The sequence below is a fragment of the Ralstonia sp. VS2407 genome, assembly GCF_052950655.1.
Genome location: NZ_JBRFVG010000014.1, coordinates 59,908 through 80,339, shown reverse-complemented (window position 1 = coordinate 80,339; position 20,432 = coordinate 59,908). Strand labels below are relative to the sequence as shown.

Sequence of the window (20,432 nt, the reverse complement as noted above, 5' to 3'; positions counted from 1 at the left end):
TGCGCTACAGCCACATCTGTATCACCCGCTCGCCCGCCTCGACGGGGTTGCCGCCCGGCATCCACACCGCATCCAGCATCGGCCGCACGAGATCGAGTTCGGTGGAAATGCCGTCCTGCCGGCCAAAGCGCACGCTGTTGGCAGCCTGCGCTTCAACAATGCGACGGTCCTGCTCCGCCACGCGATACAGGAACGGCCAGACGAACCAGCGCACGGCCCAGGCCGGCGCCCAGCGGTTTTCCACATGCAGCGTGGCGAACAGGCGCGTGCGCATCTCGTCTTCGGGCGTGAAGTGCAGCGTGAAATACAGCGCACTGCCGTTGGCGTAGCGGTATTCGAGCTGGGCGGTCGCCGGGGCGGCGATAGCGAAATGTGCACGCTCCATCGTGCGCGGCGATTCGAACAGGCGGTACAGCAAGCCGCTTTGCTGCGCCTGGCCGGCGTAGTCGACCTGCAGGCCATCTGCCGATTGAGTGACGGTCACCGTTATCGGCTGGCGCGCGCCGTGGTTGCGCACGAGGCCCGGATGCACGAGATGCGTGTGCAGCGGATCAAGAAAATTCTCCAGCGCATCGGCCGGGCGCGCCTGCCACAGCGTGCTCCAAAGAAAGCGGCGGCTCCCCGCCGGTAACCGATTCAGGAATACGGGCAAGGCAGCAGGCGCAGCCTCACTCGGCGCCCGCGCGCTCATCCAGATCAGCCCGTCGTGCTCGAACGCCTGCCAGGCATTCACTTGCACGGCGGGCACGGCGGCGCCTGGGCACATGCCCGGCATGGCCGTGCAACGGCCATCGGCGCCGAACGTCCAGCCGTGGTACTTGCACTGCAGTGTTTCGCCAACGAGCTGGCCGTCGGACAACGGCACATGCCGATGCGGGCAGCGGTCATCGAGCGCAAGCAGTCCGCCCGAGGGCAAACGCGCAAGCACCACTGCGCGGCCGAATATGGTCACGCGCATCGGCCTGTCGCGCAGGCGATGCGCCTCGGCGACGGGGTGCCAACCGCGCAGCAGCGTGGCGTTCCAGGCGGTCATAACTGAAAGCGTTGCATGATCGGCACGCCGATCCGGGTGGTGAGAGCACGCAGCACGGCGATGGCACGGCGCGTGGCGGTTGGCAGGTGCCTGCAATAGACGGCGCTCATTTCAATGGCCGGCACGCCGCCGCGCAGGCGCTTGAAGTGCGCGGCGCCGGCGCTCAGGTTCAGCTCGGCATCGCGTGTGATGGTCAACCGCAGCACGTGCGCCATCAGCAGGCGATACAGCCCTGCTTGCTGGGGCCACGTCGTGTCGTAGCCGACGATGGGTGCAGTCAGCAACGGCCCTTGCCCAAACACGCCAACCACCGCGCGCAGCACGCCGTGCGCATCGCGAAAGCCCGCGCATTCGAGCAGCCCCGCGGCATGCCACGCGCGAAGAAACGCTGCCGTATAGCGTGGGTTCAGCGCGGAATACTTGTCGAGATAGAGCTGCGCATACAGCCGCTCGCCCTGGGCGAAATCGGCATCGGTAAAGCCGTCGTGCGGCACGAACGTCAGCGGGGTCGCGTCGAGCAGCTTGAGATCCCGCCGCAGATCGCGACGCAGCTCCGACGTGCGCGAAGCGCGCTGCAGGTGCCGAAACAGATAGACCTGCCGCGTGGGGATCAAATCGAAGCCGGCAGCGGTGGCAGCGCGTAGCCAATCGGCGTGCTGGATCGTATTGAGTGAACGCAGCCAGATCGCGCGGTCCGGCCAACGCTCGCGGCACGTGCGCGCCAGCGCATCCAGATCGAAGCCCGCTGCCGATGGATACAGGTTCGTACTGACGAGCCAGTTGTTGACGGCCACCGCGCGATCGAGCTGCGCATGCCGCATCCACGCATCGGCCAAGCCGATGGCGCCACGCAGCAGCGGCCGCACCATGCGCGGCATCAGACGCTCGGATTCTTCCGCCGCATAGCGGCCGTACGTCGTGATGGGCGAGCAGACCCAGGCGTTCTCGCCATGGCCGGCGCGATCCTCACTGCCGTTAATGGTCACGGGCAGCGGCAGACCACCAGCCTCGACCACATCGACCTGCGTCACCAGATTGGCAACGAACGGCACCGACGCCTGCCCGCGATGCACGTTCAGGAACGCGCCGGCCTTGTCGGCAAAGCACGCATGGGGCACGGCGCCGGGCGCATTCATACCTCGGGCAACTCCTGACCGTCCCACTCGATGTCTTGCGTGGCGGCTTCGCGCATGTTGCAACGCTGGGCGATGGCCATGCGCGCATAAGCGGCGAGATCGCACACGCCGCCCCACAGCGGGCCGCGATCGCCCGGCGTGGCGATGACGTCGGTGGCGGCGCGCCAGTCGTGGCGCCATTGGCGCAGCGTGCCGTGGCGCAACGCATCGAACAGCCCTGCCGATGCCATCACCGCAGCCGCCATGCGCGGCACACCCAGCGACGGTTCGACGCAGCCGTCGAGCGTGCCGGCCAGCACGGCGGGCAACGCATCGTCCAGGCCGAACAGGTGGCAGCCGCTGGTCGCGCGCGGATTGCATTCGAGCGGGCTCACACGGCCATCGGCCTGCTGGATCCAGTCAAACGAGAGCTGCCCTGTGAAGTCGAGCTTGCGCGCGAAGTTGGCAACGAAGTGGCGCACCGCGTCGATGCGTGCGGGCGCGAAGTAGAAGCTCGCGCTGGTCGACATGCGCCAGTCGGGGCGATACAGCGCATGAGCCACGAGCCGACCGCGATCGGCCACGCTATACGAGCAGAACTCCTGGCCCGCCACCAACGTCTGCACCACCCAGGCGCCGAGGTCGGCCAGCGGCGGCGCATCATCGGGGATGCCGTCGCGGTACAGGCGCACATGCACGCCAAAGCGCGAGAACTCGGGCTTGAGCACAACCGCGCGGCCGGCTGCCCAGGCGCGCGCTTCGTCCAACGTACGCACCCGCGCGGAGACCGGTACATCGGCCCCGCAATCCTGCGCGAGTTCAAGGAACGTCCATTTGCTGTGCACCGCGCGCAGCTTGTCGAAGTCTTCGGCCAGCACCCGCACGTGGGTCGGCAAGTGATGCCGGTAGCGCGATACGAAGAACACTTCTTCGCACGTCGGCACCAGCAGATCGATGGAACGTTCGTGCACGATGCGTGCGAGGTCGGCCGCAAACTGCGCGGGCGCATGGCGCGGCGATGCAATGCGAAAGCTGGCCGAAACCGCCTTGGAAGCGCCGCTGATCTGGCACGGAATGCTGTCGGCAATGCAGACCGTCCACCCCTGGTGGGCAAAGCGGCGGGCGTGGTCGAGCGCCACCGGCGCGCGGCCACCAAGGATCAGCACATTGGGCATGCAGGCGGAGCGTTGAGGTCAGGCAACGTCCGCCGAAAGCGAGGGGCGCGGGGAAGTTGCCGGGGCTCCATTCTAGGCAAAGGGGCACCCGGCCCGGGCGCGTTGAAGAGGGGTACGGTGCGTCAGACGCCGCGCAGCTTGAACAGGCCCACTGTGCGTGCCAGCCCCTGCGCTTGCTCGTTAAGCATCGACGATGCGGCCGTCGACTGCTCCACCAGTGCGGCGTTCTGCTGCGTGGCCTGGTCCATCTCGGCCACGCTGCGATCGATCTGGCTGATACCGGTGCTCTGCTCGTGCATCGCGCCGTCGATCTCGCCGATGATGCGCGCGACACGCTCGATGCCCTGCACGATCTCCTGCATCGTGGCGCCGGCGGCCTGCACGCGTTGCGCGCCGGTCTTCACGCTGGCTTCCGATGCCTGGATCAGGTCTTTGATCTCGCGGGCGGCCGTGGCGCTGCGTTGCGCCAGCGTGCGCACCTCGCCGGCCACCACGGCAAAGCCGCGGCCGTTCTCGCCGGCCCGAGCGGCTTCCACTGCGGCGTTCAGCGCGAGGATGTTGGTCTGGAACGCGATGCTGTCGATCACGCCGATGATCTCGGTGATACGCGCCGACGACTTGGCGATCTCGTCCATCGTGCTGACGGCGCTGGAGACCACCTCGCCGCCGCGCGTGGCGGCATCGCTTGCATCGCTGGCCAGCCGCGTGGCCTGCACGGCCGCATCGGCGGAGTTCTTCACGCTGGTCGTCAGTTCGGTCAACGCGGCAGAGGTTTCCTGCAGGTTGCTGGCGGAGACCTCGGTGCGGTTGGACAGATCACGGTTGCCCGCTTCGATCTCGCCGGTGGCGGATTTCATGCTGTCGACGCTGGCGCGCACGTCCAGCAGCACTTCGCCGATCTTGTCGATGAACGTGTTGAACGACGCGCTGATCTGCGCGACTTCATCGTTACCGACCACAGGCAGACGGTGCGTCAGGTCGCCGCCGCCGGAGCCGATGGTGTCCATCGCATCACGCACCTGCGACAGGCGGCGGAACGACTGCGACGTGAAGAATGCGGCAATGCCCAGCGCCGCCAGCGTCAGCAGCACGATGGCGACGGCCAGGGCACGTACGACACTGCGCAAACCCGCGGTGGCCTCGGCTTTGTCCAGCGCGATCACCAGGCTCCAGTCGGTGCCCTGCACGGCCTGGGCCTTCAGCAGCTTCGGCGCGCCTGCAAGCTCCACTTCCAGCGGAGCATTGGCTTTGGCAAGCGATGCCAGCACATCGGCATTGAGCGCCGCCGACACATCTGACACCGGCTTGAGCATCAGCTTGGCGTCGGGGTGGGCGATGACTTGCCCGTCCTTGGCCACGACAAACGCCAGGCTCGACGGGGTCGGGTGCACGGCGGCCACCACGTCGCGTACACGGTCCAGCGGCACGGCGCCGCTCACAGCGCCGGTGGCTTCGCCATTGCGCATCAGCGGGGCAGAGAACGAGACGTACTTCACGCCCGTAGACACATCACCGTAGGGCTTCGTGACGAGCAGCTTGCCAGCGGCAATGGCTTCCTTGTACCAAGGGCGGACGGTGGGGTCGTAGTCCTTGGGGGTGGTGCTGCTGGTGGACAGGAACGATTTGTCGGTCCAACCAATGGTGGTGATGGGAAAGCCGTCCGCATCGCCCATGTGCTTGACCAGGCCGCGCGGATCGCCATGTTCGACGACGTCCGCCGTCGTCTTTACAGCACGCGCTTTGGCCGCCACCCATTTGTCGATGACGAGCGTGTTGGCGCTGGTGATGGCGGCAAGATTCTGATCGATCGATTCCATCGTGTTCGAACGCACGATGGAATACGTGGCGGCGCCGGACAGCGCCAGGGCACCGACCACGGTGGCCGATGAGATGAGGAGAATTCGGGTGCGGAGAGAGGAGATCATGTTTCTTCTAGGCCAAACGTTTTCCATGAATCTGACTGCGTACGGTATTTGCCGCAGCGCCCTCCAGATCCGACTGCCGGCTGTCGGGGGCCACTTCAAGCTGCTACGGCACCGCGCAAGCGAACTTGAGGCGGCGAAACCCTCCCCCACGAAGGGATGACTGCTATAAAAGGAAGCGCCCCGCATGATTGCCCAGGCAATTCACTCCCCTCAAACTGAAGCCCATGCACGACGCCGTCCACATCGACCCCGCCACCGGTGACATCCGGCTTGCCGACATCCGCATCACACCGCAGACAAAAGCGGATGCCCTGCCCGCGCGCTTTACAGTCGGGCCTGTACGGTCCGTGAGCGTCGAAGGCAGAGACGTCCCCTGCCAATTCGCGACAGTGGCTGCGCTGGACGACGCCACGCCCGTGACCGTCAGCCTGCGGTTTGAAGCCGATGCGCTCGTCAGCGTATTCGTCGAGCTGGCGCAGCCGGTCTCGTACGACGACATCGACGTGGTGGAACAACGCCACCGCCGCTGGATTGCCGGCAAACTCGGCCAAGACCCGGGTGGCCTGACCCGCTACTCCTGGGGCAGTGCCGGCGTGGCGCAAGACAAGAGCGGCGGCGTGCACATCTTTCTGCACAACCGCAACAACACCTGGGCGCGTTGAATATGTTGTAAGACGCCCCGGCGTCGGCCCCAATTGCCGCTCCGGTATCGTTTGCAGTACCGTCGCTGGCATTCCTACGGAGCCGGGAGCCCTGCGCCATGGCCGTGCTGTTCACCATCCTGAAGATTGCCGTCGTGCTCGTGCTGGTGTCGTCACTGGCCGAGGCCGTCGTGCTGTCATTGAGAAAAGGCTGGGCCAACTACGACTGGAAGGCCGCTGGCCTGTCGGTGGTGGATTTCCTGGTACGCGAGTACCCACTGCGCTGGCTGCTGCCGCTGGCGTTCTGGATGCAAGGTCTGGAATGGGTCTACCAGCATCGTCTCTGGACGCTGCCGATGGACCACTGGACGGGCTGGGTTGCGTGCTTTCTTGGCCAGGAGTTCTGCTACTACTGGTACCACCGTGCCGCGCACCGCGTGCGCTGGTTCTGGTGTACGCATGCCATCCACCATTCGCCCAATGACCTGAACCTGTCGGCGGCCTACCGCTTCGGCTGGACAGGACGGTTGACCGGCACGCTCGCCTTCTTTGCGCTGGCACCGCTGCTGGGCATGCCGCCGCGCATCGTGCTGATGCTGCTGTCGCTCAATCTGCTGTACCAGTTCTGGATTCACGCCACGTGGATCCCCCGCCTGGGGCCCCTGGAATGGGTGCTGAACACGCCCTCGGCACATCGCGTGCATCACGCGTCCAACCTCGAATACCTCGACGGCAACTACGGCGGCGTGCTGATCGTGTTCGACCGGCTGTTCGGCACCTACATCCCCGAGCGCAAGGACGTGCCCTGCCGCTACGGCCTCGTGCACCCGATGCGCACATACAACCTGCTGGTGATCGAATTCGCACATTGGCGCGCGCTCTGGCAAGACCTGAAGACCGCACGCTCGGCCAGCGAAGTGCTGGGCTACCTGTTCCGCCCACCGGGCTGGCGGCCCGATGGCAATGGCGACACGACGGAGGATTTGCGCCGCCGCGCCGCGCTCATTCCCGAAGAGCAGCCAATCGCCCCGGCCGTTGCAGCCAACTGAATCAGGGCAAACGCAACGTCTGCGCCAGGTGCCCATACACCACGGCAATCCGCCGCAGGTGGCGCGATTCCGGATGCGTCAGCAGCCACAGCTCCGACTGATTGGCGTCTTGCAGATCGCGCAGCGCGACCAGATCGCTGCGCTCCTGCGCCATCACCACGGGCAGAATCCCGACGCCCATGCCCATGCCGACCATCTCGGCCGCAATCTGCAGGCTGTTGACGAAGTACGTGGGTATGACCTTGGGGAAATGCCGTTTGCGCCAACTGACTGACGGGTGATCCGGAATTGCATCGTCAATGGCGAGCCACGGCGTGCGGCCCGCTTCGACATCGGCGTAGGTGATGCCGCTTGCGCGCCCGGCGTATAGCCCCACGCGAATCGACCCGATGTGTTTGCCCACCAGATGCTGCGGCGGGCGCCGCGTGGCCCGCACGGCAATGTCGGCATCGCGCCGGGTCAGGCTGGCCAGCTCGTTGCTCACACGAAGGTCGTAGCTCAGGTTCGGATGTTCGGCTTGCAGCGCCTTTAACGCGGGCGCGACCATGCCGACCAGGATCGTGTCCGTGGTGGTGATGCGCACGGTGCCGGATACCTGATCCGGCACCGCATGCACCGCCGATCGCGCAACCTCGAGCGCCGACTCCACCTGCTCGGCTTGTTCCGCCAGCGCGTGCGCCAGGTCGCCCGCCAGATAGCCCGTGCGGGAGCGCGCAAATAGCGTGGCGCCCAGGCCGCGCTCGATGCGCTGCAACGAACGGAACACGGTGGACGCATCCACGCCAAGCCGTTCGCCGGCTGCCGCCAGCGTGCCCGTGCGCACCATCGCCAGCACGATCTCAAGGTCGGCTGCGCTCAGCCGGTATTGCGTCTGCGCAAGCATGATTTGCTGTTCCGCCTATTTCATTGGCAACGGCGCAATCCTACAGTGTCGTCACCGCCGCCGTTGGCGGCTTTCCCAACCGTTCACGAGACCAAGACCATGAAGCTCTATTACTCCGCCGGCGCCTGCTCGCTGGCCGTGCATATCGCCCTGCGCGAAGTGGGCGCGAAGTTTGACCTCACCGCTGTCGACCTTGCCAAGCACCTCACCGCCGACGGCACAGATTTCTACACGATCTCGCCGCGCGGTTACGTGCCGCTGCTGGAGCTGGCCGATGGCTCGCGCCACACCGAAGCCGCGGCGCTGCTGCAATACGTGGCCGACCTCGACCCGGCGCAAGCACTGATCGGCAAGCCGGGCAGTGCGCACCGCCTGGCCGTGATCGAATGGCTCACGTTTGTCAGCACCGAGCTGCACAAAGGCTTCGGCCCGCTCTGGTACAAGGAAACGCCGGAAGCCACCCGTCAGGGCGCCAAGGACAAGCTGGCCAAGCGCTTTGCCGAACTCGACGCCCGCCTTGCCACGCAGCCGTACCTGGCCGACACCTACAGCGTGGCCGACGCCTATGCCTTTGCGGTGCTGAACTGGGCGAACTTCCTCTCGCTTCCGATGGGCGCGTATCCGAACGTGCAGGCGTATATGGCGCGGGTGGGTGCCCGGCCGCAGGTGGTTGAAGCCTTGACGGCCGAGGGCCTGGTCAAGGCCAGCGCCGTCGCCTGACCGATCGCCCGGATCGGCGGTCCTAAACAAAACCGCCGATCCCACCCCCTACTCCGCCTAACGTTTGCGGAACGTCTTACAACACATCTCCATGTTGTAGATGGGCTCTATCCGGGCTGCACGCCGTGCTGTCACAGGTGCGTCGCTACAATCGCACGCTTTGCGTCTTCTGCAGTCCGCAGCTCTCCCATGTTCAAGCACATTGTTCTCGCCGTGGCCGTTGCGGCTGCCGGCTTGCCCCTCCTCGCTCGCGCAGATGTGCGCGGTGCAGGTTCGACCGCCGCTGCGCCGGTCTATCGCGTCTGGTCGGAGGGGTATGCCGCATCGTCGGGCGTGACGCTCAGCTATGACGCGGTGGGCTCAGGTGAAGGCCTGAAGCGCATCCGCGCGGGCGCGGTGGATTTCGGTGCGTCTGACGTGCCGCTCTCCAGCGCAGAGGCTGCCAAGGCCGGCCTCGTCTGCGTGCCTTCGGTGGTGACGGGTGCGGTGCCGTTCGTGAACGTGCCAGGTGTGCCGCGCGGACAACTCAAACTGACGGGTGAACTGCTGGCGCAGATCTTCCTCGGCAAGGTCGAGAGCTGGGATGCGCCTGAACTGCGTGCGCTGAACCCGGGCGTGACCCTGCCCAAGCTGAAGATCCATCCCGTCGTGCGCTCCGATGGCTCAGGCACGACGTACCACTTCACCGACTACCTGAGTGCCGTCAGTGCCGACTGGAAACGCACTTACGGCACCAAGTCGACCATCAACTGGCCGGCAGGCTTCACCGCCGCAAAGGGCAGCGGCGATGTGGTCAAGGCGGTGCAGGCCACGTCCGGCGCCATCGGCTATGTCGACTACAACTACATCCTCGACAACGACCTGAGCGGCGTGCAGTTGCGCAACCTGGCGGGCCGCTTTGTCAGCGCGCAGGTGAGCGGCTTTCGCGAAGCGGTGATGCAGAGCGCGTGGAACCGCAAGGGCGATTTCACCGCGCCGCTGGTCAACCTGCCGGGTGCGGAGACATGGCCGATCACCATGGGCACCTTCATCGTCGTGCCGGCGGTCAGTGCATCGGGCCCGCGCACGCTGGCCGCGCTGAAGTTCCTGACGTGGGGTTACTTCCACGGCGACGAGCTGGCCGCGCGTGCGAAGTTCGTGCCGCTGCCCGAGCGCGTGCAGGCGATTGCGTATCGTGAGCTGGCGCGCGTGACGGATGCGTCGGGCGTCGCCATCGGCCTGCAGAGCATGCCCGCGAACTGGAGCAAATGATCCTTGCCGGCGCGGTGTCTGTGCCGGCAACCGCACCGTTTTGATGCCGCACGGGCACCCCGCCGAAAGCTTTGCAACAAGGCTGGATTGTTCCGATGCGTTTCCTATAGTGGTCACTCGCCGCGCAAGCAGCCCCGCGCGTCATTGCCAAAGCAAGGACGGGAAGCAAACATGGGCACCGCCATCGCAGACCAGGACGAGCAGATCCACCAGATCGCACAGGACACCGGCGTACCGGCCGATGTCGTCCGCGAGCAGTACATGCAGACAATGCGCACATTGGCGGCCGACGCCAGCGTGCACGACTATCTCTCGCTGTTTGTCACACGCCGGGTGCTTGCCGCATTCCGCCCGCGCCGCACGCCGACGCGTTAGCCCGGCCCTGCTTATTCCTCGCTATTCCTCGCTGATCATTCCGACGAATGCGTGCGCTGCGCGGCGCATCCATTCGCGTGCGCGCTCGGCCTCGAACTGGATGCGCGCAAAGGCGTGCGTCATGCCGGAGGCTTCGATGGTGATGACCTGCGCGCCGTGCTGCACGAGGTAGTCGGCGTATTGCAGGCCGTCGTCGCGCAGCACGTCGTGCGCGGCCACGATGACAACGGTGTCGGGCGGCGTATAGGCCGGCGCGCGCGCCATCAGGAAAATGCGGGGGTCGTGCTCGGCGAGGGGCTTGGCGAGTGCTTCGGCACCGATGTATTTCTCCCAGTACCAGCGCATTTCATCGCGCGTGAGGCCGGGGCCCTGTGCAAACGCGTTGTAGCTTTCGCTGCCGAAGGCCGGCGTGGTGACGGGGTACAGCAGCAGCTGCGCATTCACGAGGCCGGGGCGCATGCCCTGCGCGGCCTGCACCGCAAGATGGCCGCCCGCGCTGTCGCCGCCCACGGCCAGGAAGTCCGGATCAAGGTCGAGGTCCGCGCGCTGCTCGGCCAAGTACGCGAGCGCGTCGCGTGCATCGTCCGCCGGCGTGGGAAACGCATGCTCGGGCGCGAGGCGGTAATCGACACTCACCACGGCGCAGCCGGTGTCTTGCGCGACCAACGCGGCCAGCATGCGATGCGTTGTGCGCGGCGCGCCAACCACCCAGCCACCACCGTGGAACCACACCAGCAGGCGGGGCGTTGTCACGCCTTTTGGACGAAAGACGATGGCGTCGAGCGTGCGCCCCGCAAGCGGCAGGCTGAGGTCCGAAACGTCAACGCCATCAGGATCGGGGCGGTCGGATACCGCAGCAATCGCCTCGAAGCGCGCGCGTTGCGCGGCGGCGTCTTCAGGCGGAGGCAAGGCGCCGAACTGTTCGGCAAGGCGTTGATAGAACTGCAGGATTTGCGGATCGACGGCCATGATGTAAGCAGGATGCGATGACCGCCAGAGTGTAGCGCGCCGGGTCGGCTTGAACCTTCAGATGGGCCCGGACCCAACCCACGCGAGCGGTGGGGAAGCGTCAGTCCGGTGCGCCGCCGCATCGGTCAAAAGGCCGGGGGGCCAGCGCTTATTTTTGCTCGGCGACACCGAGTCGCCAGTGCTCGATCTTCGTGCAGCGGTCTTGCACGGCCGGAATGCCTGCGTTGCGCGCGACGGCCATTGCCTCGTCATTCACGATCCCAAGCTGCACCCAGATGCCGCCCACGCCCAGGGTCACGGCTTCCTGCACGACAGGCAGGACTTGTTCCGAGCGACGGAAAATATCGACCAGATCGATGCGCTGGCCGGCGGCGGCAAGGGTTGTCGCCGCTTCGGTGAGCGAGGCATAGCAGGGCTCACCGAGCACGTCTTCGCCCGCGTGCTGGGGGTTGACGGGCACGATGCGATAGCCGGCCTGCTGCAGATAGCGCGCCACGTCGTAGCTAGGCCGCGTGGGGCGTGGCGACAGGCCGACCACGGCGATGGTCTTGCCGGACAGCAGCCGGCGCATGGTGTCTTGCTCGTCGGCGTAGGAAGGATTGGCGGACATGGTTGGCGATGCAGAGGCAATCAGGTTGTGGGCCGCTTGCATGCGGCGCCCAGGTCATCGAAGCGCACGGCGGCTCGGAAGGCGCCCGACGAATACGGGCCGACCTCATACGGCCCGTAGTGCACGACGATGCGGTCTCCTTGCAGCGTAAACGGAAACGCGGCGTTACGCAGATCGCGCTCCTTGAGCGCACCGCGCGGCGCCTCGGGCGCCCCTTCGCGCTTGAGCGCATCGACGATCTGCGTATTGAGGTTCTGCAGGCACGTGGATGTGGGGTTCAGCACATCGGCCAAGGCAATTGGCTGAAAGCCCTGCGCACCGCGGCGCCAGTTGCCGGCTGTGAAGCTGTAGTTGCCATGCGCGCCGCCGCTGTAGGCCCACACCATGCGCAAGAGGCTGACGGTGTCGCCGAGGCCGACGGCGCTGATGCGGATGACGCATTCGGTGTCGTATTGGTCGCACTTGCGCACGCGCAGTGATTGGATCAGCGCATCGATGGCGGCATCGCCCGTCACCGGGTAGCGCTCGATCAGCTTGGCCTGGCCGGAGGTGCCCGTAGCCTCCTGATAGCGCGCCACGCGCTTCAGCGTGAAGGGCTGGCTGCGGCCACCGTCGCTCCAGGTGCCAGTAGCGGTGGCGCCGTCGGCGGAAAACGCACCGGAGAGCGTGCCGCCCTCGCGCACGACGGACTGGCCGGCCGCATCGAGCGCTTCTGCACGTTCGCGCCACACGAAGCGGTGCTCGGGCGCATTACGGCCTTCGATGGTCCAGAAGGCGCGGCCCTGGGGGCGGTCATCGTAGGCTTCGCCGGTTAGTGTGTCGGCCACCGGATCCTTGTCTTTGTCCTGCGCTTTGGGTGGGGGGTCGTACACGTTCAACCACACGTTCCAGCCGGGGCTGTCGGCGCCCTTTCCCACCGCGCCCTGCCAGAAACTGCCGGCCAGACTCTCGGACTGCTCTTTCGTTTTTGCAAGAGGGACAGTTGGCGCAGAAGCAACAGGTGCGGAGGCGGGCGGCGCACTCGCCGGCGTTGCAGGCGGAGCTGAGGCCGCTTCGGGGCCAGCCTGTGCGCCCGCTGCCGCGCCTAGTGCCCCCATCAAGGTAACAAAAACGCCCACGCCCACCGACTTCTGCAACACATGGTGCATCGCATGCCTGTGCATGCCTCCCTCCTATGAAACCCACACCCCAGACTCGGACACACCCCGCTGGTTCGCCTTTTGCCAAGCCCCGTCTGCCTAAGCGGCAAAGTGCTGGGACTGTGCGGGTGCAGCAGGCGTTCCCTGAGCAGGCCCTCCAGGCGCTTTTGCATGCACTCCAAGCGACTTTTACAGCGCTTGCATTCGATTGCAATCCGACACACTTTGTTACGCCTCAGGGCCACCCCGTCACCCACAATGCCTTCGCACCTCAGCGTTTGTGTCCAATTGTTGTGCGCCATATCGGGCCCCGGACGGTCATTCCTCCGACTCGATGGCGACGACACAGTCCACGGTGCAAGGTTACCCCCTCCTTTCGAATTGACCCCTCGAAGGGATTTCCCGTCCGCGCGGTGCTCCCCGGCCCGCGCGCTTTTTTTTTTGTGCGCGCAATTCGCGCGCCTGCCCGCCAGCTTCCCGGCTTTCCCGAGCGCCCTGGATACGGCAGATCCGTCTATCGGCTTCCCGCGCTAGGAAACACGCTCTTACAAAGCCAAGTCGGCCCCTCGACGCCTGCCGCGTTAAATGGAGACATCCACGCGGCACAGGCCGCCATAAAAACGAGGGCTCACCATGTCCAATGTTTCCCGTCGTTCTCCTCTCTCCGGTGTCCGGCTGCCGCATGTGCTGCGCGCGGTGGGTGTTGCCGCCGTATTGCTTGTCTGCGGTGCGCAGGCTGCAATGGCCGCCGATCCGGCTTCGCGGGTGGCGCGCCTGTCGGACTTTTCAGGCACGGTGAGCTTCGCACCCGCCGGCTCCGATGACTGGGCCGGGGCCTCGCTCAACCGCCCGCTCACCACGGGCGACCGCCTGTGGTCGGACCAGGGCAGCCACAGCGAGCTGCACGTCGGGTCCACGGCGCTGCGGCTCGGGCAAAACACCGGCGCCACGCTCGTCGACCTGGACGACCGGAACACACAGGTGAAACTCACCCAAGGCGCCCTGTCGGTTCGCGTGCGTTCGCTGCCCGCCGACCAGACCATCGAGATCGATACGCCCAACCTCGCGTTCACGCCGCAAGCACCGGGCGAATACCGTCTCGACGTCGCACCCGATGGCTCCAGCACGACCGTCACCGTCTGGCACGGTCAGGGCACGGCCTACGGCGATGACCGCTCTACTCCGCTGGGCGCGGGCCAGCAAATCCGCTTTGGCGGCACCGACCTCGCCGAGGCCGGCGGCACCGACAACCCCGGGCGCGACGCCTTCGACCGCTGGGCGGAATCGCGCGATGCCCGCGAAGACGCATCTGTGTCTGCCCGCTACGTCGGTCGTGAAATGACCGGCTATGAAGCCCTCGACGACAACGGCACATGGCGTGAAGAAGACGGCTATGGCGCCGTGTGGGTACCGCGCGCGGTGCCGGTCGGCTGGGCCCCGTATCGCACGGGCCATTGGGCGTGGGTGGCGCCCTGGGGCTGGACGTGGGTCGATGACGCGCCGTGGGGCTTCGCACCTTTCCACTATGGCCGTTGGGCGTATGTCGGCTCCACCTGGTGCTGGGTGCCCGGGCCGGTGGTGCCGCGTCCGGTCTATGCGCCGGCACTCGTCGGTTTCGTGGGCGGCGGTGGCGGAGGCGGGGTGAGCTGGGGGATCAACATCTCGATCGGCTCGCCGGGTGTGGCGTGGTTCCCGCTAGCGCCGGGCGAGGCATATCGCCCCGTGTATGCGGCCAGCCCGACGTACGTGACGAACATCAACCGCACCGTGGTGGTGAACAATGTCACGGTCAACAAGACCATTATCAACAACACCACCAACGTGACCAACGTTCGAAACGTGAACCGGGTCACATATGTCAACGCAAACAACCCCGCCGCCCTGACGGCAGTGCCGGCCAAGACGTTCGTGAACGGCCAACCGGTCGGCCCCGCCATGACGCATCTGCGGCCTGAACAGCTGCGCGCGCAGATGGCGCACGCGCAGTTTGTGTCGACGCCGGCGCTGGCACCCGTGCGTGCCAGCCTGGTAGGCGCGGCGGCCAACGGCGGGCCGCATCAGTTGCCGCCGCCGCAGGCGTTCGCACGTCAGGCGATTGCAGTGCACGCTCCCGCCACGCCGGCAGGCGGACACGATGCGTTGGCAGAACGCTTCCGCTCTCAAGGCGGAGCGCTCTCGGGCGCTGGCCCTGCGTGGACAGGTGGCAACGCGGGCACCCGCGTTGCGCCGGTGCGGGGTCACGCCAATTTGGAGATGCCGACCGCGCCAGCGGCTGCGCAGGCAGCGGGTCTACGGTTGAGTCGCGCCGCACCGAACGGGTCTGCACACGCCGAGCCCGGCCGACCGGTGGAACAACGCGGTCCGAATGGTCCGCAAGGATTGATGGGCTCCCCGAACCCGCAGGGCACGCCGATGCCGCATGGCGCCCAGCCGGGACCGGCGCCGCGGGCCCTCATGGCCCCGGACTCGATCAACCGCCCACGTCCCTTGCCGGGTGCCGCCACGCCGCAAGAGCGGCCGGGGCAACCGCAGGCTGCGCCTGCGCCGCAAGGCCCGGCCGGCATGACGACACGTCCGCCGCAGCGCGACGGCGCACCCGGCACACCGCGCGACGAGCGCCGCGCCTTCGAGCCGCGTCCGCAACTGCCGCAGACCGGCCCTCAAGCGCCGCATCTTCAACCGCAACCACAGCGCGGTGGCCAGGAGCCGAATCGCTTCAATGGCAATCCTGCCCCGGCCATGCAGGAGCGTCCGCACAACGAGCCGCCGCAGATGCGCACACGCCCGGAGCCTGAACAGCGCCGGCCGGAACCGCACATGGAAGCCCCGCGCCCCGCACCGCAACCGCATGTTGGGATGCGTCAGCAGCAACCGCAGGCCCAACCGCGTCCGCCCGAAGCCCGTCCGCCGCAGGCTCAACCGCCTCGGCAGGAACACCAACAAGCCCAACCGCATCCGCAAGGCAATCGCGGTGATGAAAAGCGCGAAGGCGAGCACCGCTGAGCGCAGGTGCCGCGCCAGTTCGCAGGCAAAAAAAAAGCAGCCCTTCGGGGCTGCTTTTTCGTCTGCGCCGACCGATGACACCGGCCGGTACACAATGCCTTAGCGCTTGCGACGCAGGCGGGCGATCGCTGCAAGCTGCGCAGCGGCCACGGCCAGTTCACTTTGCGCACGGGCCAGATCCAGGTCACTGCTTTGATTCTGCAGCGCCTCTTCGGCCGCACGCTTGGCTTCGTTCGCCTTGGCTTCGTCCAGGTCGTGACCGCGGATTGCGGTATCGGCCAGCACGGTCACCTTCTTCGGCTGCACTTCGAGAATGCCACCAGCAACGAACACGAACTCTTCGCCGCCGTCTTCCTTCTCGATGCGCACGGCGCCCGGCTTGATGCGCGTGATCAGCGGCGTGTGACCGGGCAGAATGCCCAGCTCGCCGGCTTCGCCGGGCAGTGCCACAAACTTGGCATTGCCGGAGAAGATCTCGTGCTCAGCGCTGACGACGTCTACATGAATGGTTGCCATCTCGATTCCTTTGCTCAGAAAAGCGGCTTCCTGAATGGGCTTCAGGAAGCCAGTACTGGCCCCGGCTTACGCGCGGTGCCAGACGTTGCTCTTACTGGAGCTTCTTGGCCTTCTCGAAGGCTTCGTCGATCGAGCCGACCATGTAGAACGCCTGTTCCGGCAGGTGATCGCACTCGCCGTCCACCAGCATCTTGAAGCCGCGGATGGTTTCCTTCAGCGGCACGTACTTGCCCGGCGAACCCGTGAACACTTCTGCAACGTGGAACGGCTGCGACAGGAAACGCTGGATCTTACGGGCACGGCCCACAGCCAGCTTGTCTTCCGGCGACAGTTCGTCCATGCCCAGAATCGCGATGATGTCGCGCAGTTCCTTGTAGCGCTGCAGCGTCTTCTTCACGCGGTCGGCGACTTCGTAGTGCTCCTGGCCAACCACTTGCGGGTCGAGCTGGCGCGACGTCGAGTCGAGCGGATCCACTGCGGGGTAGATACCCAGTGCAGCGATGTCACGCGAGAGCACGACGGTCGAGTCAAGGTGCAGGAAGGTCGTTGCCGGCGACGGGTCGGTCAAGTCATCGGCAGGCACGTACACGGCCTGGATCGACGTGATCGAGCCGGTCTTGGTCGACGTGATACGTTCCTGCAGCTTGCCCATTTCTTCAGCCAGCGTCGGCTGATAGCCCACGGCGGAAGGCATACGGCCCAGCAGTGCCGACACTTCGGTACCGGCCAGCGTGTAGCGGTAGATGTTGTCGACGAAGAACAGGATGTCACGGCCTTCGTCACGGAAGCGCTCGGCCATCGTCAGGCCGGTCAGCGCCACGCGCAGACGGTTGCCCGGCGGCTCGTTCATCTGGCCGAACACCATGGCCACCTTGTCGAGCACGTTGGAGTCCTTCATTTCGTGGTAGAAGTCGTTGCCCTCACGGGTACGCTCGCCCACGCCAGCAAACACCGACAAGCCCGAGTGCTGCTTGGCGATGTTGTTGATCAGCTCCATCATGTTCACGGTCTTGCCGACGCCGGCGCCACCGAACAGACCCACCTTACCGCCCTTGGCGAACGGGCAGACCAGGTCGATCACCTTGATGCCGGTTTCCAGCAGGTCCACTGACGGCGACAGCTCGTCGAACTTCGGGGCCTTCTGGTGAATCGCGCGCTTTTCGTCGCAGGCGATCGGGCCGGCTTCGTCAATCGGGCGACCCAGCACGTCCATGATGCGGCCCAGCGTGCCGTGACCAACCGGCACCGAGATCGGCGCGCCGGTGGTCGCCACGCGCATGCCGCGACGCAGACCGTCGGACGAACCCAGCGCAATGGTACGCACCACGCCGTCGCCCAGCTGTTGTTGCACTTCGAAGGTCAGGCCCTTCTCGGCGAACGAAGCGTCGTTGCTGTCATCCAGCACCAGCGCGTCGTAGACCTTCGGCATCGCGTCGCGCGGGAACTGAATGTCCACCACGGCGCCGATGCACTGCACGATATTTCCGTTTGCGATACTCATTTGTATCTCCAATAACTTGATTCTTTGCCGTGGCTATCAGACTGCCGCTGCGCCGCTGACGATCTCGGACAGTTCCTTCGTGATCGCTGCCTGACGGGTCTTGTTGTAGACCAGTTGCAGTTCGCCGATCACGTTCTTTGCGTTGTCCGAAGCCGCCTTCATCGCCACCATTCGGGCCGATTGCTCGGACGCCATGTTCTCGGCCACCGCCTGGTACACCAGCGCCTCGACGTAGCGGATCAGCAGCTCGTCGACCACCGTCTGTGCGTCCGGCTCGTAGATGTAATCCCACGAGTAGGCCTGCTTCTCGGCGTCGCTCTGCGCGAGCTTGTCGGCGGTCAGCGGCAGCAGCTGCTCGACCACCGGCTCCTGCTTCATCGTGTTGATGAAGCGGGTGTACGCGAGGTACACAGCATCGATCTGCCCAGCGTTGAACGCGTCCAGTTGCACCTTGATTGCGCCGATCAGCTTTTCCAGATGCGGCGTGTCGCCCAGATGCACGACGTTCGAGACCACCTTCGCACCGACGCGGCCCAGGAACTGCATGCCCTTGGTACCGATGGCAGTGGTTTGCGTCTCAACGCCCTTGTTCTGCAGATCGCGCAGTTGGGTGGTGACGGCACGCAGCACGTTGGTGTTCAAGCCACCGCACAGGCCCTTGTCCGTCGTCACCACGATCAGGCCGGCACGCTTGATGTCGCGCGCAACCATGAACGGGTGCTTGTACTCCGGATTGGCCAGTGCCATGTGCGCAGCCACGTTGCGGATCTTCTCGGCATACGGGCGGGCAGCACGCATCCGTTCCTGCGCCTTGCGCATCTTGGATGCGGCGACCATTTCCATCGCCTTGGTGATCTTGCGCGTGTTTTGCACGCTCTTGATCTTGGTGCGGATTTCTTTTGTTCCGGCCATTTCTTCCTCTCCGTTCAAACCTGGTCACGCTGGCTACGCGCGACCAGTTTCGGGAATGACGCGGTTAGAACGCGGCGGACTTCTTGAAATCCTCGATCGCGGCACGCAGGGCGGCCTCATCGTCCTTCGAAAGATCCTTCGTATCTTCGATGCGGTTGATGAGATCGGCGTACTTCGTCTTCAGCGTGTCGTGCAGGCCCTTTTCAAAAGCCAGGATGTCCTTCACGTCCACGTTGTCGAGGAAGCCGTTGTTGGCTGCGTACAGCGACGCGGCCAGCTGCCACACTTGCAGCGGCTGGTATTGCGGCTGCTTGAGCAGTTCGGTCACGCGGCGGCCGCGCTCGAGCTGCTTGCGGGTCGCTTCGTCCAGGTCGGAAGCAAACTGCGCGAACGCAGCCAGTTCACGATACTGAGCCAAGTCGGTACGGATACCGCCGGACAGCTTCTTGATGACCTTGGTCTGAGCAGCACCGCCCACACGCGACACCGAAATACCGGCGTTGATTGCGGGACGCACACCTGCGTTGAACAGGTCGGTTTCCAGGAAGATCTGACCGTCGGTGATCGAGATCACGTTGGTCGGAACGAACGCGGACACGTCACCGGCCTGCGTTTCGATCACGGGGAGTGCCGTCAGCGAACCGGTCTTGCCCTTGACTTCACCGTTGGTGATCTTCTCGATGTGCTCGGCGTTCACACGTGCAGCACGCTCCAGCAGACGCGAGTGCAGATAGAACACGTCGCCGGGGTACGCTTCTCGGCCAGGCGGACGGCGCAGCAGCAGCGAAACCTGACGGTACGCCCAAGCTTGCTTGGTCAGATCGTCATACACGATGAGGGCGTCTTCGCCACGGTCGCGGAAGTATTCGCCCATCGTGCAGCCGGCGTAGGCCGACAGGTACTGCATGGCAGCCGAGTCGGAAGCGGCAGCCGCCACCACGATCGTGTAGTCCAGCGCGCCGTGCTCTTCGAGCTTGCGCACCACGTTGGCGATCGTCGAAGCCTTCTGGCCGATTGCCACGTACACGCAGAAGATGCCCTTGCCCTTTTGGTTGATGATGGCGTCGACGGCCACAGCGGTCTTGCCGGTCTGACGGTCGCCAATGATCAGCTCACGCTGGCCACGGCCGATCGGCACCATTGCGTCGATCGACTTCAGACCGGTCTGCACCGGCTGGCTCACCGATTGACGTGCGATCACGCCCGGAGCGACCTTTTCGATCACGTCCGTCTTCTTGGCGTTGATCGGGCCCTTGCCGTCGATCGGCTGGCCCAGTGCGTTGACCACGCGGCCCAGCAGTTCCGGACCAACCGGCACTTCCAGAATGCGGCCCGTGCACTTGACTTCGTCGCCTTCGGAAATGTGCTCGTACTCACCCAGCACCACAGCGCCGACAGAGTCGCGCTCGAGGTTCAGCGCGAGGCCGAACGTGTTGCCCGGGAATTCCAGCATTTCGCCTTGCATCACGCCCGACAGGCCATGAATGCGGCAGATACCGTCCGTCACGGAAATGACCGTGCCGGTGTTCTTTGCGTCAGCGCCAGCCTTCAAGCCCTCGATACGGGTCTTGATCAGGTCGCTGATCTCGGAGGGGTTCAGTTGCATCGAATGCTC

18 protein-coding genes are annotated in these 20,432 nt (G+C 65.5%); 6 read left to right on the top strand and 12 right to left on the bottom strand.

Translation table 11 applies throughout. From position 1 onward, the window contains the following. Positions 1-4: 4 nt before the first annotated feature. The 4 genes from ACU8YE_RS20375 to ACU8YE_RS20360 all read right to left on the bottom strand — a co-directional run bounded on the left by ACU8YE_RS20375 (position 5) and on the right by ACU8YE_RS20360 (position 5,248). Positions 5-1,033 (bottom strand): Rieske 2Fe-2S domain-containing protein, encoded by a 1,029-nt coding sequence (locus tag ACU8YE_RS20375; RefSeq protein WP_446929451.1) that lies wholly within the window; start codon positions 1,031-1,033, stop codon positions 5-7. Then, positions 1,030-2,169 (bottom strand): hypothetical protein, encoded by a 1,140-nt coding sequence (locus ACU8YE_RS20370; RefSeq protein ID WP_446929450.1) that lies wholly within the window; start codon positions 2,167-2,169, stop codon positions 1,030-1,032. The genes ACU8YE_RS20375 and ACU8YE_RS20370 overlap by 4 nt, the downstream gene beginning before the upstream one ends. Then, on the bottom strand, positions 2,166-3,323 hold the full coding sequence (locus ACU8YE_RS20365) for an ATP-grasp domain-containing protein (protein ID WP_446929449.1): 1,158 nt from the start codon (positions 3,321-3,323) through the stop codon (positions 2,166-2,168). Before ACU8YE_RS20365 ends, ACU8YE_RS20370 begins: the two co-directional genes overlap by 4 nt. Before the next feature lie 122 nt (positions 3,324-3,445). Continuing rightward, positions 3,446-5,248: a methyl-accepting chemotaxis protein gene (locus ACU8YE_RS20360; protein WP_232041380.1), complete on the bottom strand. Its 1,803-nt coding sequence runs from the start codon at positions 5,246-5,248 to the stop codon at positions 3,446-3,448. Positions 5,249-5,472: 224 nt separating this feature from the next. Here ACU8YE_RS20360 and ACU8YE_RS20355 point away from each other — a divergent pair, with 224 nt between their 5' ends. Together ACU8YE_RS20355 and ACU8YE_RS20350 are read left to right on the top strand one after the other, a co-directional pair. Then, a complete protein-coding gene (locus ACU8YE_RS20355; RefSeq protein WP_260803567.1) occupies positions 5,473-5,910 on the top strand; it encodes a hypothetical protein in 438 nt (145 codons plus the stop codon). Positions 5,911-6,008: 98 nt separating this feature from the next. Next, complete coding sequence (locus ACU8YE_RS20350) at positions 6,009-6,938, top strand: sterol desaturase family protein (RefSeq protein ID WP_446929448.1); 930 nt, start codon at positions 6,009-6,011, stop codon at positions 6,936-6,938. A gap of 1 nt (position 6,939) precedes the next feature. Here the strand turns inward: ACU8YE_RS20350 and ACU8YE_RS20345 are convergent, their stop codons facing one another. After that, positions 6,940-7,821, bottom strand: coding sequence for a LysR family transcriptional regulator (locus tag ACU8YE_RS20345; RefSeq protein WP_446929447.1), 882 nt, complete (start codon positions 7,819-7,821; stop codon positions 6,940-6,942). 99 nt (positions 7,822-7,920) lie between these two features. Here ACU8YE_RS20345 and gstA point away from each other — a divergent pair, with 99 nt between their 5' ends. From gstA to ACU8YE_RS20330, 3 genes are all read left to right on the top strand, one after another. Continuing rightward, positions 7,921-8,541 (top strand): glutathione transferase GstA, encoded by a 621-nt coding sequence (gstA, locus tag ACU8YE_RS20340; RefSeq protein ID WP_446929446.1) that lies wholly within the window; start codon positions 7,921-7,923, stop codon positions 8,539-8,541. Between the two features lie 189 nt (positions 8,542-8,730). After that, a complete protein-coding gene (pstS, locus tag ACU8YE_RS20335) occupies positions 8,731-9,792 on the top strand; it encodes a phosphate ABC transporter substrate-binding protein PstS (RefSeq protein WP_433865718.1) in 1,062 nt (353 codons plus the stop codon). 171 nt (positions 9,793-9,963) lie between these two features. After that, on the top strand, positions 9,964-10,167 hold the full coding sequence (locus ACU8YE_RS20330; protein WP_232041386.1) for a DUF3562 domain-containing protein: 204 nt from the start codon (positions 9,964-9,966) through the stop codon (positions 10,165-10,167). A 21-nt stretch (positions 10,168-10,188) separates the two neighbouring features. On the opposite strand, the gene ACU8YE_RS20325 is transcribed toward ACU8YE_RS20330, so the two are convergent. From ACU8YE_RS20325 to ACU8YE_RS20315, 3 genes are all read right to left on the bottom strand, one after another. Then, positions 10,189-11,136 (bottom strand): alpha/beta hydrolase, encoded by a 948-nt coding sequence (locus ACU8YE_RS20325; RefSeq protein ID WP_232041387.1) that lies wholly within the window; start codon positions 11,134-11,136, stop codon positions 10,189-10,191. A gap of 148 nt (positions 11,137-11,284) precedes the next feature. Further along, positions 11,285-11,746, bottom strand: a complete 462-nt coding sequence (locus ACU8YE_RS20320) for a CoA-binding protein (RefSeq protein WP_322016925.1) — start codon at positions 11,744-11,746, stop codon at positions 11,285-11,287. A 20-nt stretch (positions 11,747-11,766) separates the two neighbouring features. Then, positions 11,767-12,909: an RsiV family protein gene (locus ACU8YE_RS20315; RefSeq protein ID WP_446929445.1), complete on the bottom strand. Its 1,143-nt coding sequence runs from the start codon at positions 12,907-12,909 to the stop codon at positions 11,767-11,769. A gap of 609 nt (positions 12,910-13,518) precedes the next feature. Between ACU8YE_RS20315 and ACU8YE_RS20310 the strand changes: the two genes are divergently transcribed. After that, positions 13,519-15,888, top strand: coding sequence for a DUF6600 domain-containing protein (locus ACU8YE_RS20310; RefSeq protein ID WP_446929444.1), 2,370 nt, complete (start codon positions 13,519-13,521; stop codon positions 15,886-15,888). 99 nt (positions 15,889-15,987) lie between these two features. Here the strand turns inward: ACU8YE_RS20310 and ACU8YE_RS20305 are convergent, their stop codons facing one another. The 4 genes from ACU8YE_RS20305 to atpA form a co-directional block, all read right to left on the bottom strand. Beyond that, positions 15,988-16,404, bottom strand: coding sequence for a F0F1 ATP synthase subunit epsilon (locus ACU8YE_RS20305; RefSeq protein WP_027678849.1), 417 nt, complete (start codon positions 16,402-16,404; stop codon positions 15,988-15,990). A 91-nt stretch (positions 16,405-16,495) separates the two neighbouring features. Further along, entirely contained in the window at positions 16,496-17,899 is a 1,404-nt protein-coding gene (atpD, locus tag ACU8YE_RS20300) for a F0F1 ATP synthase subunit beta (protein WP_024542535.1), read from the bottom strand. 42 nt (positions 17,900-17,941) lie between these two features. Beyond that, positions 17,942-18,817 (bottom strand): F0F1 ATP synthase subunit gamma, encoded by an 876-nt coding sequence (gene atpG / locus ACU8YE_RS20295; protein ID WP_004628636.1) that lies wholly within the window; start codon positions 18,815-18,817, stop codon positions 17,942-17,944. Between the two features lie 64 nt (positions 18,818-18,881). Then, positions 18,882-20,423, bottom strand: a complete 1,542-nt coding sequence (gene atpA, locus ACU8YE_RS20290; protein WP_252692291.1) for a F0F1 ATP synthase subunit alpha — start codon at positions 20,421-20,423, stop codon at positions 18,882-18,884. Between the last annotated feature and the right edge of the window lie 9 nt (positions 20,424-20,432).

What these genes read in the sequence shown, in the direction of transcription:
- ACU8YE_RS20375 (WP_446929451.1), bottom strand. Translation starts at nt 1,033, where the DNA reads ATGACCGCCTGGAACGCCACGCTGCTGCGCGGTTGGCACCCCGTCGCC.
- ACU8YE_RS20370 (WP_446929450.1), bottom strand. Translation starts at nt 2,169, where the DNA reads ATGAATGCGCCCGGCGCCGTGCCCCATGCGTGCTTTGCCGACAAGGCC.
- ACU8YE_RS20365 (WP_446929449.1), bottom strand. Translation starts at nt 3,323, where the DNA reads ATGCCCAATGTGCTGATCCTTGGTGGCCGCGCGCCGGTGGCGCTCGAC.
- ACU8YE_RS20360 (WP_232041380.1), bottom strand. Translation starts at nt 5,248, where the DNA reads ATGATCTCCTCTCTCCGCACCCGAATTCTCCTCATCTCATCGGCCACC.
- ACU8YE_RS20355 (WP_260803567.1), top strand. Translation starts at nt 5,473, where the DNA reads ATGCACGACGCCGTCCACATCGACCCCGCCACCGGTGACATCCGGCTT.
- ACU8YE_RS20350 (WP_446929448.1), top strand. Translation starts at nt 6,009, where the DNA reads ATGGCCGTGCTGTTCACCATCCTGAAGATTGCCGTCGTGCTCGTGCTG.
- ACU8YE_RS20345 (WP_446929447.1), bottom strand. Translation starts at nt 7,821, where the DNA reads ATGCTTGCGCAGACGCAATACCGGCTGAGCGCAGCCGACCTTGAGATC.
- gstA (WP_446929446.1), top strand. Translation starts at nt 7,921, where the DNA reads ATGAAGCTCTATTACTCCGCCGGCGCCTGCTCGCTGGCCGTGCATATC.
- pstS (WP_433865718.1), top strand. Translation starts at nt 8,731, where the DNA reads ATGTTCAAGCACATTGTTCTCGCCGTGGCCGTTGCGGCTGCCGGCTTG.
- ACU8YE_RS20330 (WP_232041386.1), top strand. Translation starts at nt 9,964, where the DNA reads ATGGGCACCGCCATCGCAGACCAGGACGAGCAGATCCACCAGATCGCA.
- ACU8YE_RS20325 (WP_232041387.1), bottom strand. Translation starts at nt 11,136, where the DNA reads ATGGCCGTCGATCCGCAAATCCTGCAGTTCTATCAACGCCTTGCCGAA.
- ACU8YE_RS20320 (WP_322016925.1), bottom strand. Translation starts at nt 11,746, where the DNA reads ATGTCCGCCAATCCTTCCTACGCCGACGAGCAAGACACCATGCGCCGG.
- ACU8YE_RS20315 (WP_446929445.1), bottom strand. Translation starts at nt 12,909, where the DNA reads ATGCACAGGCATGCGATGCACCATGTGTTGCAGAAGTCGGTGGGCGTG.
- ACU8YE_RS20310 (WP_446929444.1), top strand. Translation starts at nt 13,519, where the DNA reads ATGTCCAATGTTTCCCGTCGTTCTCCTCTCTCCGGTGTCCGGCTGCCG.
- ACU8YE_RS20305 (WP_027678849.1), bottom strand. Translation starts at nt 16,404, where the DNA reads ATGGCAACCATTCATGTAGACGTCGTCAGCGCTGAGCACGAGATCTTC.
- atpG (WP_004628636.1), bottom strand. Translation starts at nt 18,817, where the DNA reads ATGGCCGGAACAAAAGAAATCCGCACCAAGATCAAGAGCGTGCAAAAC.
- atpA (WP_252692291.1), bottom strand. Translation starts at nt 20,423, where the DNA reads ATGCAACTGAACCCCTCCGAGATCAGCGACCTGATCAAGACCCGTATC.